The sequence below is a fragment of the Sphingomonas sp. SORGH_AS_0879 genome (assembly GCF_030819175.1).
Taxonomy (GTDB): Bacteria; Pseudomonadota; Alphaproteobacteria; order Sphingomonadales; family Sphingomonadaceae; genus Sphingomonas.
Genome location: NZ_JAUTBJ010000002.1, coordinates 1973048 through 1987179, shown reverse-complemented (window position 1 = coordinate 1987179; position 14132 = coordinate 1973048). Strand labels below are relative to the sequence as shown.

14 protein-coding genes are annotated in these 14132 nt (G+C 66.1%); 9 read left to right on the top strand and 5 right to left on the bottom strand.

Annotated features, from left to right (window positions below; translation table 11 throughout):
- The first annotated feature begins 34 nt into the window (after positions 1-34).
- From QE379_RS10085 to QE379_RS10050, 8 genes are all read left to right on the top strand, one after another.
- On the top strand, positions 35-1237 hold the full coding sequence (locus QE379_RS10085) for a hydrolase (RefSeq protein WP_307000099.1): 1203 nt from the start codon (positions 35-37) through the stop codon (positions 1235-1237).
- Positions 1234-2253, top strand: coding sequence for an arginine N-succinyltransferase (locus QE379_RS10080; protein ID WP_307000096.1), 1020 nt, complete (start codon positions 1234-1236; stop codon positions 2251-2253). Before QE379_RS10085 ends, QE379_RS10080 begins: the two co-directional genes overlap by 4 nt.
- A gap of 5 nt (positions 2254-2258) precedes the next feature.
- Positions 2259-3512 carry an N-succinylarginine dihydrolase gene (locus tag QE379_RS10075; protein ID WP_307000094.1) on the top strand — a complete coding sequence of 418 codons (1254 nt, stop codon included), beginning with the start codon at positions 2259-2261 and terminating at the stop codon, positions 3510-3512.
- A gap of 39 nt (positions 3513-3551) precedes the next feature.
- Positions 3552-3770, top strand: coding sequence for a hypothetical protein (locus QE379_RS10070; RefSeq protein WP_307000092.1), 219 nt, complete (start codon positions 3552-3554; stop codon positions 3768-3770).
- A gap of 49 nt (positions 3771-3819) precedes the next feature.
- Positions 3820-4719 (top strand): sulfate adenylyltransferase subunit CysD, encoded by a 900-nt coding sequence (gene cysD / locus QE379_RS10065; protein WP_307000090.1) that lies wholly within the window; start codon positions 3820-3822, stop codon positions 4717-4719.
- Between the two features lies 1 nt (position 4720).
- Positions 4721-6634 (top strand): sulfate adenylyltransferase subunit CysN, encoded by a 1914-nt coding sequence (gene cysN, locus QE379_RS10060; protein WP_307000088.1) that lies wholly within the window; start codon positions 4721-4723, stop codon positions 6632-6634.
- On the top strand, positions 6631-7362 hold the full coding sequence (locus QE379_RS10055; protein ID WP_307000086.1) for a 3'(2'),5'-bisphosphate nucleotidase CysQ: 732 nt from the start codon (positions 6631-6633) through the stop codon (positions 7360-7362). The genes cysN and QE379_RS10055 overlap by 4 nt, the downstream gene beginning before the upstream one ends.
- Positions 7363-7508: 146 nt before the next feature.
- The gene (locus tag QE379_RS10050; protein WP_307000084.1) at positions 7509-8216 is read left to right on the top strand and encodes a ZIP family metal transporter; all 708 of its coding nucleotides are present in this window, start codon (positions 7509-7511) and stop codon (positions 8214-8216) included.
- A 157-nt stretch (positions 8217-8373) separates the two neighbouring features.
- On the opposite strand, the gene QE379_RS10045 is transcribed toward QE379_RS10050, so the two are convergent.
- The 5 genes from QE379_RS10045 to QE379_RS10025 form a co-directional block, all read right to left on the bottom strand.
- Positions 8374-8892: a ferritin-like domain-containing protein gene (locus QE379_RS10045; protein WP_307000081.1), complete on the bottom strand. Its 519-nt coding sequence runs from the start codon at positions 8890-8892 to the stop codon at positions 8374-8376.
- A gap of 23 nt (positions 8893-8915) precedes the next feature.
- Positions 8916-9698, bottom strand: a complete 783-nt coding sequence (locus QE379_RS10040; protein ID WP_307000079.1) for an SDR family oxidoreductase — start codon at positions 9696-9698, stop codon at positions 8916-8918.
- A gap of 11 nt (positions 9699-9709) precedes the next feature.
- Positions 9710-10885, bottom strand: a complete 1176-nt coding sequence (locus QE379_RS10035) for a zinc-dependent alcohol dehydrogenase (RefSeq protein WP_307000078.1) — start codon at positions 10883-10885, stop codon at positions 9710-9712.
- Complete coding sequence (locus QE379_RS10030; protein WP_307000076.1) at positions 10882-11472, bottom strand: SRPBCC family protein; 591 nt, start codon at positions 11470-11472, stop codon at positions 10882-10884. Before QE379_RS10030 ends, QE379_RS10035 begins: the two co-directional genes overlap by 4 nt.
- Positions 11473-11603: 131 nt before the next feature.
- Entirely contained in the window at positions 11604-12326 is a 723-nt protein-coding gene (locus QE379_RS10025) for a Crp/Fnr family transcriptional regulator (RefSeq protein ID WP_307000074.1), read from the bottom strand.
- Positions 12327-12845: 519 nt separating this feature from the next.
- Here QE379_RS10025 and QE379_RS10020 point away from each other — a divergent pair.
- Entirely contained in the window at positions 12846-14036 is a 1191-nt protein-coding gene (locus QE379_RS10020) for an aromatic amino acid transaminase (protein WP_307000072.1), read from the top strand.
- Positions 14037-14132: the final 96 nt, after the last annotated feature.

The following is a 14132-nucleotide window of genomic DNA, read 5'->3' as shown; positions in this document are numbered from 1 at the left end:
CACCTTACCCCCTTCCATCGCCTAGGCTGGGGTGATGGAGAGACTGAACACGATCGAGCGGAACGTGGTCGCGTCCGCCGCCGCCTACCCCATGCTGCCGCTCACCGAGCGATGGGCGGCGATCAACAGCGGCACACGCAACCTGATCGGCCTGGCGACCATGGCCGATCAGCTTGCCGAACGCTTCGGCACGCTACCCGGCGTCCTGACCATGGTCGCACCCGAGCCGGTCGAGCGGGTCGGCGCGGACGGACGCCCGGTCGCGATCGAGCATGGCCGCCATCTGCATTTGTCGGTCCGCCCCGAAGCGCCGGTCAGGATGCTGTTCACCGGCCATATGGACACCGTCTATCCGGTCGATCATCCCTTTCAGAGCGTCACGCGGATCGACGCCAACCGGCTGGGTGGCCCAGGTGTGGCGGATATGAAGGGCGGTCTCGCCGTCCTCCTCGCGGCGCTCCATGCGGTCGAGGCGAGCCCTGCGGCGGATCGGCTAGGCTATGACGTGCTGATCAATTCCGACGAGGAAACCGGCTCCGCCTCATCGGCGGCGCTGATCGCCCGGCTGGCGGCGGGCAAGGTCGCCGCGCTGACCTATGAGCCCGCGCTTCCCGACGGGACGCTGGCGGGCGCACGCGGCGGCACCGGCAATTTCACCATCGTCGTGCGCGGGCGAAGCGCCCATGCGGGCCGCAACCCGGAAGAGGGCCGCAATGCCATCGTCGCCGCCGCGCGCATCACGCTGGAACTGACGCGGTTGGCGGCGGAGGACATCACGGTCAACCCGGCCCGGATCGACGGCGGCGGGCCGAACAATGTCGTGCCCGACCTCGCCATGCTCCAGGTCAATTTCCGCCCCCGCGCCCTTGCCGCGATCGAGCGGACCGGCCCCGCCATGAAGGCCATCGCAGAGCGCATCGCCGCCGAGCATGAGGTCGACGTCGAGGTGCATGGCAGCTTCAACCGCCCGCCCAAGCCCATCGACGACGGCGCGGCGGCGCTGTTCGAGACGGTGCGGCGTGCCGGAGCCGATATGGGCCTGTCGATCGGCTGGCGCGAGACCGGCGGGGTGTGCGACGGCAACAATATCGCGGCGGCTGGTGTGCCGGTGGTGGACACGATGGGCGTGCGCGGCGGCGCGATCCATTCGTCGGACGAGTATCTGCTGATCGATAGCCTGGCCGAGCGGGCGGGCTTGTCGGCGCTGACGATCCTGCGCATCATCGGTTCCGCATGAACAGCTTCCGTATCCGTCCCGCCGTCGATAGCGACCTGCGGCACCTCTATGAAATGGCCAAGCTGACCGGCGGCGGCTTCACCAACCTGCCCCCGGACCGCCGCTCGCTGTCCGCCAAGCTGGCCCGCAGCCATGACGCCTTTTCCAGCGATGGCGACGGAACGGTGCGGGACGAATTGTTCGTCCTGATGCTCGAGGATCGGAGGACCGGCGATGTGCGCGGGACCTGTCAGATCTTCACCCATGTCGGGCAGAAGCACCCCTTCTACAGCTATCGTATCGGCACACTGACCCAGCATAGCCGCGAACTCGACCGCACCTTCCGCGCCGAGATGCTGTCGCTGACCACCGATCTGGAAGGCGCGAGCGAGGTGGGCGGGCTGTTCCTCCATCCCGGCGAGCGCGCGGGAGGGCTCGGCCTGTTGCTGGCGCGCAGCCGTTACCTGTTCATGCGCGCCAACCGTCCGCGTTTCGCCGACCGGGTGCTGGCGGAGTTGCGCGGGGTGATCGACGAAGCGGGCGGATCGCCCTTCTGGGACGGTCTGGCGGGCCGCTTCTTCGGGATGAATTTCCAGCAGGCGGACGAATTCAACGCGATCCACGGCCACCAGTTCATCGCCGACCTGATGCCCAAGCATCCCATCTACACCGCGATGCTGACCGAAACCGCGCGCGCCGCCATCGGCCTGCCTCACCCCTCCGGGCGCGCGGCGATGCGGATGCTCGAGAATGAGGGCTTCGCCTTCGAACATTATATCGACATTTTCGACGGCGGCCCGACCATGACGGCACGCACCGATCAGGTGCGCACCATCCGCGACGCACGCGAAAGCCGGGTCGTCGGAATCGAGGCAGCGCCGGGACGCGAGGCGCTGGTCGCGGTCGGCAAGCTGACCGACTTCCGCTGTGCGCTGGGCGAAATACGCGATGGCGATGACGGGATCATCATCTCGGAGGAAACGGCAGAGACGCTCGACCTGATGATCGACGACCTCGTCCTGCACATCGATCGGTGAGGGCCATGCTGAAAGAGATTAATTTCGACGGCCTGATCGGGCCGAGCCACAATTATGCGGGGCTCAGCCACGGCAATCTGGCGGCCACCCGCAATGCGGGCAAGACCTCCCGCCCCCGCGCCGCCGCGTTGCAGGGGATCGCCAAGATGCGCGCGAACCTCGATCTGGGGCTGGTACAGGGCCTGCTGCTGCCCCATCCCCGGCCCGATCACGCGTGGCTGCGACGGCTCGCGACAGATTATGACGGCGCTTCGCCGGTCCTGAAAGCACAGTCGCTGTCCGCCTCGGCGATGTGGGCGGCCAACGCCGCGACCGTCTCGCCCGCACCCGATAGCGGCGACGGGCGCTGCCACCTGACCGTCGCCAACCTGCTGACCATGCCGCATCGCAGCCATGAATGGCCCGCGACGCTCGCCCAGTTGAAGCTGATCTTCGCCGACCCGGCCTTTGTCATCCATCCGCCAGTGCCTGCCCCCTTCGGCGATGAAGGTGCGGCCAATCACATGCGGCTGTGCAGCGGCCATGACCGACCGGGCGTCGAGGTGTTCGTCTATGGCGAAAGCGGCGGTCCCTTCCCCGCGCGCCAGCATCGAGAGGCCTGCGAAGCGGTCGCCCGCGCGCACCGGCTGCACGCCGATCGCGTGCTGTTCGCGCGGCAATCGGACGCGGCGATCGCGGCGGGGGCCTTTCACAACGACGTCGTGGCGGTCGCGAACGAACGCGTGCTGTTCGCGCATGAACAGGCCTTTGCCGATCGCGATGGCCTTTACGCCGATTTGCGCAGCCTGATGCCCGATGTCGAGATCGTCGAAGTCCCCGCCGACAAGGTCAGCCTGGCGGATGCCATCGCCTCCTATCTGTTCAACGCGCAATTGGTCACCCCGCCGGGCGGCGAGCCGACGCTGATCCTGCCGCAGGAGGCGCGCGACAATGACGCGGTCTGGTCCTGGCTTCGGGATCATGTCGCCGGCAACGGCCCGATCCGGCGGCTGGAGGTGGTGAATGTCCGCGAATCCATGGCCAATGGCGGCGGCCCGGCCTGTCTTCGCCTGCGCGTCGTCGCCGATCCCGCGACGATCGATCCGCGCTTTCTGGTCGACCATGCCGCACTTGACCGGATCGCGGCGGTGGTCGAGGCGCATTGGCCCGAGGCAATCGAGCCGACCGATATCGGCGATCCCCGGTTGATCGCGCAGGTGGAAAAGGCGCGACTGGCGCTGCTCGAGACGCTCGACTGTCTCATATTGGCAGAGGGTTGAGGCTTGGCGGCGCGGCGATGGAGTGGTGTAACCGCCACCATGTGGCCCCGCCTCGTCGCCCTGTTCACCATCAGGTCTAAGTTCGAGGCCTTCCTCGTCATCTACGCGCTGGGCCTTGGCGCGGTGGAGCGGGGACAGCATTATCTGACCGCTTATCCAGGCGTTGCGGGCAAGATCCTGTTCGCCGCCTGCCCCATCGCGGTGTTCATGGCGGGCGCGCGAATCCTGGACTCGCTGGAGCGGGACTATCGTGACTGACAGGATAAGTTGGTCGCGCGCTTCGCTGGCGACATTATCTGACAATCCGATGACTGGACTAACGCACCTTCAGCGGCTCGAAGCCGAAAGCATCCATATATTGCGCGAAGTGGTCGCCGAAACCCAGCGGCCGGTGATGCTCTATTCGGTCGGCAAGGATTCGGCGGTGATGCTGCACCTCGCCAAGAAGGCGTTCTTCCCGGCGCGCCCGCCCTTCCCGCTGCTCCATGTCGACACGACGTGGAAGTTCCGCGCGATGTACGATCTGCGCAACCGCGCGGCCGAGGCGGCGGGCATGGAGTTGATCGTCCACCGCAACCCGGAGGCCGAGGCGCTTGGGATCAACCCCTTCGACCATGGCAGCCGCCACACCGATATGTGGAAGACGGAAGGGCTGAAACAGGCGCTGACCGCGGGCGGATACGACGCGGCGTTCGGCGGCGCACGGCGCGACGAGGAGAAGAGTCGCGCCAAGGAGCGCGTCTTCTCCTTTCGCTCCGCCGCGCATGGCTGGGACCCCAAGGCGCAGCGGCCCGAACTGTGGAACCTCTATAACAGCCGCATCCACAAGGGGGAGAGCATCCGCGTCTTCCCGCTGTCCAACTGGACCGAACTCGATATCTGGCAATATATTTTGCAGGAGGGCATCGAAATCGTGCCGCTCTATTTCGCCGCGCCGCGCCCGACGGTGGAGCGCGACGGACTGCTGCTGATGGTCGATGACGACCGGTTCCAGTTGCGGCCGGGCGAGGTGCCGGTGGACCGCTCGATCCGTTTCCGCACGCTGGGCTGCTATCCGCTGACCGGCGCGGTCGAGAGCGAGGCGGCGACCCTGTCCGAAGTCATCCAGGAAATGCTGCTGACCACGACCTCGGAACGGCAGGGACGCGCCATCGACCATGACCAGGCCGCCAGCATGGAGAAGAAGAAGCGCGAGGGGTATTTCTGAGATGACCGCCTATCAACCCGATGCGCTGATCGCCGCCGATATCGACGCCTATCTCGCCACCCATGCCGCCAAGTCGATGCTGCGCTTCATCACATGCGGCTCGGTCGATGACGGCAAATCGACGCTGATCGGTCGGCTGCTCTATGATTCGAAGACCATCTTCGAGGATCAGTTGAGCCAGTTGGAGGCGGACAGCCGCCGTGTCGGTACGCAGGGGCAGAATATCGACTTCGCGCTGCTGGTCGACGGCCTTGCCGCCGAGCGCGAGCAGGGCATCACCATCGATGTCGCGTACCGCTTCTTCGCGACGGAGAAACGCAAGTTCATCGTCGCCGACACGCCGGGTCATGAACAATATACCCGCAACATGGTGACGGGCGCCTCGACCGCCGATCTGGCCGTGATCCTGATCGACGCGCGCAAAGGCGTGCTGACCCAGACGCGGCGGCACAGCTATCTGGCGCATCTGGTCGGGATCAAGGAGATCGTGCTGGCGGTCAACAAGATGGACCTGGTCGGGTACGACCAGTCGGTCTTCGACGCGATCGTCGGCGATTATGCCGGTTTCGCGCGCGGCATCGGGATCGAGCGGTTTACTGCCATTCCACTGTCGGGCCTGACCGGCGCGAACGTCACCACGCGCTCGCCCGACATGCCCTGGTATGACGGCCCCGCGCTGCTACCGCATCTGGAGACGGTGGCGATCGACGGCGACCGCGCGGTCACGGCATCGTTCCGCATGCCGGTACAATGGGTGAACCGGCCCGACCTCGACTTCCGGGGCTTTGCCGGGTTGATCGCGAGTGGTCGGGTGTCGGTCGGCGACCGGGTGCGGATCGCCCCCTCGGGCAAGATGACCGAGATCGCGCGGATCGTCACCTATGACGGCGACCAGTCACAGGCGATTGCTGGCGAGGCGGTGACCCTGGTCCTGACGGACGAGGTAGATTGCTCGCGCGGCGACGTGATCGCCGCCGCCGAGGACCCGCCCGAAATCTCCGACCAGTTCGTCGCCACCATCGTCTGGATGGCCGATGCGCCGCTGGTGCCGGGGCGCAGTTACTCGCTCAAGATCGGCACGCAGCTTGTCGGTGCGACCGTCCAGCCGCCGCGTCATGTGGTGGACGTGAACAGCCAGGAGCAGCGCCCCGCCGACACGCTCGCGCTCAACGATATCGGGCTGGCCGAGGTCTATGCGGACCGACCGATCGTGTTCGAGCCCTATGCGAAGGGCAGTACGCTGGGCGGCTTCATCCTGATCGACCGCGCGACCAATGCGACGGTCGCGGCGGGGATGATCGATCATGCGCTCCGCCGCGCGCAGAATGTGCATTGGCAATCCACGGTCATCACCCGCGAAGCCCATGCCCGGCAAAAGGGCCAGGCCCCGAAGGTCCTCTGGTTCACCGGCCTGTCGGGCTCGGGCAAGTCGACCATCGCCAATCTGGTCGAGCAGAAGCTGCACAGCATGGGCCGCCACAGCTTCCTGCTCGACGGCGACAATATCCGTCATGGCCTGAACCGCGACCTGGATTTCTCCGAGGCGGGCCGGGTGGAAAATATCCGCCGCGTGGGCGAGGTCGCCAAGCTGATGGCGGATGCGGGCCTGATCGTGTTGACCGCCTTCATCTCGCCCTTCCGGGCCGAGCGCGACATGGTGCGTGCGCTGCTGCCAGAGGGCGAGTTCGTCGAGATCTTCATCGACACGCCGCTGGCGGTCGCCGAGGAACGCGACGTGAAGGGCCTCTATGCCAAGGCGCGGGCGGGCGAGATCGCCGAGTTCACCGGCATCTCCAGTCCCTATGAAGCGCCCGACCGTCCCGAAATCCGGGTCGACACGACCAGGGAGACGGCGGAACAGGCGGCGTCGCGGATCGTCGAGCATGTGCTGGGCATCTGGAGTTACGACCTGTGACCGACGCCGAACTCGCGCGGTCGGTCGCCATCGAGGCGGGCGAACTGCTGAAGGACCTGCGCGCGTCGAGCGGGCTGGACGGCGCGGCACTCGGCGCGCTGGGCGACCGGGATGCGAACACGCTGATCCTCGACCGGCTGCGCGCGGCCCGGCCCGACGACTTCATTCTGTCCGAAGAGTCGGTGGACGACCGTGCCCGCTGCGCCGCACGGCGGGTGTGGATCGTCGATCCGCTCGACGGCACGCGCGAATATGCGAGCGGGTCGGACGAGTGGGCGGTGCATATCGGCCTCGCCATCGATGGCCGCCCGGCGCTGGGTGCCGTCGCGGTGCCCGACCGCGACCGGATCTTCGCGACCGACGACTTGCCCCCCGACCATCCCCCCTGCCCCCAAGGGCTGCGCGTTGTCGTCAGCCGCAGCCGAGCGCCGGACATCGCCCGGTGCGTCGGCGACCGGCTGGGCGCGACGCTGATCCCGATGGGCTCGGCGGGCGCCAAGGCAATGGCCGTGGTCGAGGGGCGGGCCGATGTCTACCTGCATGACGGCGGGCAATATGAGTGGGACAATTGCGCCCCCGCCGCCGTCGCGCTGGCCGCCGGGCTCCATGCCTCGCGCATCGATGGCCGACCGCTGATCTACAATTGCGAGAACCCCCTGCTGCCCGATCTGCTGATCTGCCGCCGCGAAGTCGCCGAGCGCGTTCTCGACGCGATCGCCAAAGGATAGGGCGTTTCGTCCTTGAGAGGCGACCGCCCGTACCGGTGACCGATATTCGGCATGCGTGACCTTGTAACGTCACATTCGCTGGTCCATGAACCCGCGATGCAGCGACCGCTACCGTATCCCGACGCCTTCGCCATGCGGACCGCGCGATGACGCTGATCCCTCTGGCATTCGGCCTGGCGGCGATGGCGGCGACGCTGGCGGGCGGGATGCTCGCGCTTCGCCTGCGGCATCGCATCGGCATGGTGCTGGGCGTGACCGCCGGAATCGTGGTCGGCGTGGCGCTGTTCGACCTGGTGCCCGAGGCGCTGGAACTGGCGGGCGACCGCTGGGCGGTGCGGGAGATGATGGGTTTCACCGCGCTGGGGCTGGCGGGCTATATGCTGCTCGACCGGCTGCTGGCACGGATACCCCGTGCGGCGGCGTCGTGGCGTGGCGATCTGGGACCCGCCATGCTGTGCCTGCACAGCCTGATGGACGGACTGGGCATCGGCCTGGCCTTTCAGATCGATACGGCGGCAGGCTGGATGATCGCGCTGGCGGTGCTGACTCATGACGTGGCGGACGGCGTGAATACCGTCAGCCTCAGCCTGGCCGCACGGTCGGAGACGGCGGCGCGGCGCTGGCTGATCCTGAACGGGATCGCGCCAATGCTGGGCGTGCTGATCGGGTCGGGGATCGCCATTCCGGCGAGCATGCTAGTACCGGTCATGGCGCTCTTCGCGGGGGTGTTCCTGTATATCGGGGCATGCGAACTGGTCCCGCGCAGCCAGTCGCTCGATCCGCGCTTTCGCACCAGTCTCGCGACTGTCGCGGGGATCGTGTTGATGCTGGGCGTGACGCACTTCGCCCATTGATTTCGGGTTGAATGACGGGGGCTTTCACAAGGCATGTCCGTTGTGGAAGGCCCCCTCCACCAGCTTCGCTGGTTCCCCTCCCCGTGCCGGGGGGGGATGGGGCATCGCCGCCGGGGAAGGGTATTCCGGCGACGATGCCCCGATTACCGGTGGCGTGTCAGGCGGGTTCGGCGGCCTGCGCCGCCGCATTGGTCCCGCCTTCGGCCAATCCGGTAAGCTTTTCGTCGGTCGCCTTTTCCTCGGCCAGCGTTTCGTCGAGCATCGCCGCGCAATCGCTTCGCCCCAATTGCCGCGCCCAGGCGACCAGCGTGCCATAGCGGGCGATCTCATAATGCTCGACCGCCTGCGCCGCCGCGATCAGCGCGGCGTCGAGGACCCGCTTGTCGGCGACCTCGCCCGCGACCTCATTGGCTTCCTTGATGATGCCGTCGATCGCGGGGCAGGTGACCGCCTTGGGCGAATGGCCGTGCATCTCGAACACCTGTTCCAGCCGCCGGATCTGCCCCTCGGTCTCGCGCAGATGCTGCTCGAACCCGGCCTTGAGCTGCGGATCGGTCGCCTTGTCGATCATCTTGGGCAGCGCCTTGGTGATCTGATGCTCGGCGTAATAGATATCCTGAAGCTGATGCACGAACAGGTCGTCCAGCGTCGCGATATACTTGGTGAACAAGCCCATGGTCGGTCTCCTTTCGAGGGGGGTCAGCGGTCGGCCGAGCCCGGTTCGGCGATCTTGCGATGCGCCTCGGCCAGCACCGATTGCGGCACCACGCCGGCCCCGGCGACCTGGGCCTTGTTGGCGAGGCCGGGGACGATATGCCCCTCACCGGCGATCATCGCGTCCCAGCCCTTGCGAGCGACCTCGGCGGGATCGTCCTTCTCGCTCGCACCCACCCGCGTGTCGAGCATGTCGGCGCGGGCGAAGAACTCGGTCTCCGTCGGCCCGGGCATCAGGGTGGTCAGCGTGACGCCCTTCTGCTCCTTGATCTCGTTGCGCAGCGCCTCGGTGAAGTTGACGATGAACGCCTTGGTCGCATTGTAGATCGCGTTGAAGGGGCCGGGAATGAAGCCGACGATCGAGCCGGTGACCAGTATCTTGCCCTCGCCATGCCGGACCATAGCCGACAGCACGCGTTGCAGCAGATAGACGGTGCCCGTCACATTGGTGTCGACCGAACGCCGCCAGTCCTCCAGCGACTGGTCGAGGAACGGCCCGCCCTTGCTGTTGCCCGCATTGGCGCACAGCACATCGATCCGCCGCCCGCCCGTCGCCGCCAGCAGGGTGTCGACGCCCTCCAGCGTCGCGAGATCGGCCTCGACCGGCTGAACTTGTGCTCCCATTGCCGCCAGTCTGCTCGCGGCGGTATGGATGGCGGGCTCGTCCGCGACGATCAACAGGTCATAGCCCGCCTCCGCCGCACAGGCCGCCAGATGATAGCCGATGCCCGTCGAGGCACCGGTCACGATCGCGAGTTTTTGTGCCATGATGTGGTTCCTTACTGACCGGGCTTCAGCACGATCTTGGTCACTTCATTCTGCTGGTCATGGAACATGCGATAGCCCTCGGGCGCCTGTTCCAGCGGCAGGCGGTGCGAGATCAGGAAGGTCGTATCGATCTTCCCCTCCATGATCGCGTCGAGCAGGCCCGGCAGGTAATGCTGGACATGGGTCTGTCCGGTCTTGAGCGTCAGCCCCTTCTGCATCACCGCGCCGAGCGGGAATTTGTCGACGAAGCCGCCATAGACGGCGGGCATCGACACCCGCCCGCCCTTGCGACAGGCGATGATCGCCTGGCGGATGGCGTGGATGCGATCGGTCCCCAGGAAGGTCGACGCCTTGATCTGATCGATCGCATTGTCGACGAACAGGCCGTGCGCCTCCAGCCCGACCGAGTCGATGACCGCGTCGGGACCGATCCCGCCGGTCATGATCATCAGCGCGTCATAGGTCGAGGTCTGTTCATAGTTGATCGTCTCCGCCCCGAACTTGCGCGCCAGCTCCAGCCGGTGCGGAAAGTGGTCGATCGCGATGACCCGCTCCGCGCCCATCAGGAAGGCCGACTGGACCGCGAACAGCCCGACCGGGCCACAGCCCCAGACGGCGACGGTGTCGCCCGGCTCGATCTGGGCATTCTCCGCCGCCATCCAGCCGGTCGGCAGGATGTCGGAGAGGAACAGGACCTTCTCGTCGTCCACCCCGTCCGGGATGACGATGGGGCCCGTGTCGCTGAACGGCACACGGACATATTCCGCCTGTCCACCCGCATAGCCGCCGGTCATGTGGCTATATCCGAACAACGCGGACATCGGCTGGCCGTAAAGCTCGCGCGCGATATCCTGATTGTCGGCCGGATTGCCGTTCTCGCAACCCGAATATTGATGCTTGCCGCAATGATAGCAGGAGCCGCAGGCGATGGTGAACGGCACCACCACCTTCTGCCCCTTTTTCAGGGTGGAGGCGGAGCCGGTTTCCACCACCTCGCCCATGAACTCATGGCCCAGGATATCGCCCGACTGCATCGTCGGGATATATCCGTCATAGAGATGCAGGTCAGAACCACAGATCGCGGTCGCGGTCACCTTGATGATGGCATCGCGCGGATTGATGATGGCGGGATCGTCCACATTGTCGATGCGGACGTCATGCTTGCCGTGCCAGGTCAGCGCCTTCATGCACCCTGCTCCTCAAGCTGTTTGGGGTTCATCGCGTTGGTGGCGACCTCACCGGTTTCCATGAGTTGCTTGAAGCGCGCGAGGTCGCGGCGGACCTGGATATTGGGCTCGCGCTGGAACAGCTTGGCGACCAGCTTGCCGATCACCCCGGCGGGCGGGTCGTAAAGAATGGTGGCGGAGACGACGGTGCCCCGCGCGCCCGCGTCGCGAAAGGTCACGCGGCCCGAATTGGCGACATCGGCCGCTTCGTCAGAGGTCCAGGCGATCACCGCTCCCTCCCGCTCCTCGGTGACGATCGCATCCCATTCGACGGTGGAACCGCCGGGCGCCTTGACCACCCAATGGGACCTTTGGGCGTCGAGCACATCGATCCGATCGACATTCTCCATCACGCTGGCGAGATTGGAAAAGTCGCGCCACCAGGCATAGAGTTCGGCGACGGGGCGATTGATCGTCACGGCCCAGGCGGCAAGGCTGCCGCCCTGTTCCTCGATCCCCTGGCTGATCGCGGTTCTGGCAGCGGCGTCGCTGTCCTTCGATGTCGACACGGGCGCGTCGTCATAGGGTCTGTCGGCGATATCCGGCACAAGCCTCTCTCCTCATTCCTTGCCCGGACAGCGCGGGATGAGGATGGTTGTTCCTTATTTAATCATGTTTTTCCAATATCTTGATGGACATCAAGATATCCAACCGCGATGATGGACGGCCGTTGGCGAGGTCAGCTTCCCGACACGCGGATGGGCACTCGACCGACCTTGCGCGCCAGCATCTTCGGGTCGGGGATAGTGATCGATCGCGACGACCAGATCAGATCGCCCGCGCGCCGTGCCGCCTGAAGCATCCGGTTCACATGCACCGCCGTCAGCCCCAGCGCGTCGGCCAACGTTTCCTGCGTGATCGGCAATTCGAAGCTGGGGCCATGGGTCAGGTCGCTCATCGTGAGCCGCTCCTGCAACTCCAGCATGAGGTCGCCGATCCGCTCCATCGCGTTCATCCGACCCAGCCGTGCGATCTGGGCGAGCAGAAAAGCCTCGTCCAGCGCATGCGCGACGCCATAGGCTTCGTCCAGCGACGGGTTCGTTCCCCAGGCGGGGGGTGTACAGGTAGTGACTTCGGTCAGCGTGATGATACTGGTCGGCGCAAGCGGTCGTTGATGATGGTACAGCCCCACCACATCGCCCGGCAGCAGAAAGTTCAGGAATTGCCGCCGCCCGTCGAGCAGGATGCGGACCCGCGCGGCCCAGCCCGACAGGATCAGATGCGGGCTGGCGATATCGCGTCCCTCGACCATCAGGTCGCGGCGGGGACGGAAGTGCTGCGGGCGCGACATCGCCTCGATCAACGCGGCCTCCGCCAGCTTGTCGAGCGAGGCCAGCCGCGACAACCGGCTCAGCGCCGATACCGAATGCCCCATGGCGGGGCGAACCACACCCAGCGTCATGGTTTATACTCCGCCTGCATGAAACCGGCACCATGCTCATGCGGCGCAGGCCGTGGCAGCGATGCCTGGATCGTCGTAACGCGCGAGATGGGCCGACAAATATTCATCGCAAACTTTCCTCATCACGCCGCCCGCCTGTCACGGCCGCACGACAACGACGATGACGCGACGCACGTCATCGGGACTGACAATATTGAGGGTTCGACGGAGCCGAACCGTTGGTAAGGCCCAGGATCGGCGTGCCATCACGGTCATGGCAGGGCGAGCTGGGCGCCACCGGAAATTCCGTCCACAAGGTCTACGAACAAACGCAGCACACGCTCCATAATACATATCAATATGCCGTATTTTTCGTGAGTTAGATCTGAAAACGGGATGCGTTGATGGTACAAACCATTGTGTTTCGGCTCAGGCATTCCGATTGCCCGGCGACAGGGATCGCCGTCCATGAACCGCCGGGCATTCCCTTTCCCTGCCGGGACCCTATGGTGCGCGCCTTTCCGTCCAAGAGGCCTTGCCATGCGTTTCGCGAACCTGACCCGCCAGCCCGACGATCCCCTGTTGCGGATCATCGGCCAGCACGCCGCCGACCCGCGCGCCGACAAGATCGATCTGGGCGTCGGCGTGTTCCGCGATGAGGAAGGACGCACCCCGGTCATGACCGCCGTCAAGGCCGCCGAAGCCCGCCTGCTCGCCGAGCAACCGAGCAAATCCTATCTCGGGCCCGAGGGGGATGTCGGTTTCGTCCGTGCGCTGGCCGCGCTGGTCCTGGCCGACACCGTGGCCGCCGATCGCGTCGTCGGTCTCCAGACGCCGGGCGGTACGGGGGCGCTGCGCCTCGCCGCCGAACTGCTCGCCCGCGCGGGCGTCCCCCGCATCTGGATCGGCAGCCCGAGCTGGGCCAATCACGCGCCGCTGTTCCGACAGGCGGGCGTCGAGCCGGTGATGATCCCCTGCTACGACCTGACCAGCCAGGTCTTCGATCTGGACGGCTTCCTTCGCGGGCTGGACGGCGCGGAGGAAGGCGAGGCGGTGCTGCTGCACGGATGCTGTCACAACCCCATCGGGATCGACCCCGATGCCGCCGGATGGACCGCCATCGCGCGCCATATCGCCGACAAGTCGCTGACCCCGGTCGTCGATCTCGCCTATCAGGGGCTGGGCGACGGGTTCGATCAGGATGCGGCGGGCGCACGCACGATCCTGTCGGCGGTGCCGGAAGCGCTGCTCGCCTATTCCTGCGACAAGAATTTCGGGCTGTATCGCGAGCGGACCGGAGCCTTGTTCGCCCTGTCGCCCGATGCCGATACCGGCATGGTGGTGCTGTCCAACCTGCTGTCGCTGGCGCGTGCCAACTGGTCGATGCCGCCCGATCACGGCGCGGCCATCGTGCGCATCATTCTGGAAGACGAGACACTGACCCGCGAATGGCGCGAGGAACTGGAGACGATGCGACAGCGGTTGGCGGGCCTGCGCGCCGCACTGGCGGCGGGTGGCCGGATCGGCTCGATCGATCTGGCGGCGGTCGCCGGGGGCAAGGGCATGTTCGCAACCTTGCCCCTATCGCCCTCGCAGGTCGAATGGCTGCGGGACCGGCATGGCATCTACATGGCCGGATCGGGGCGGATCAATATCGCGGGGTTCAGCACGGAAGCGATCGGGCGCTTCCATGCGGCGCTGCGGGATATGGCGGCGAACGGGGTGGCCTGATCCGACACGTCCCGCCGTTCGTGCTGGACGGCGGGATTCCCTTGGCCCCTTCGACTTCGTTCAAGCTGAACAGAGGGGGGAGAGCAGGTCCTTCAC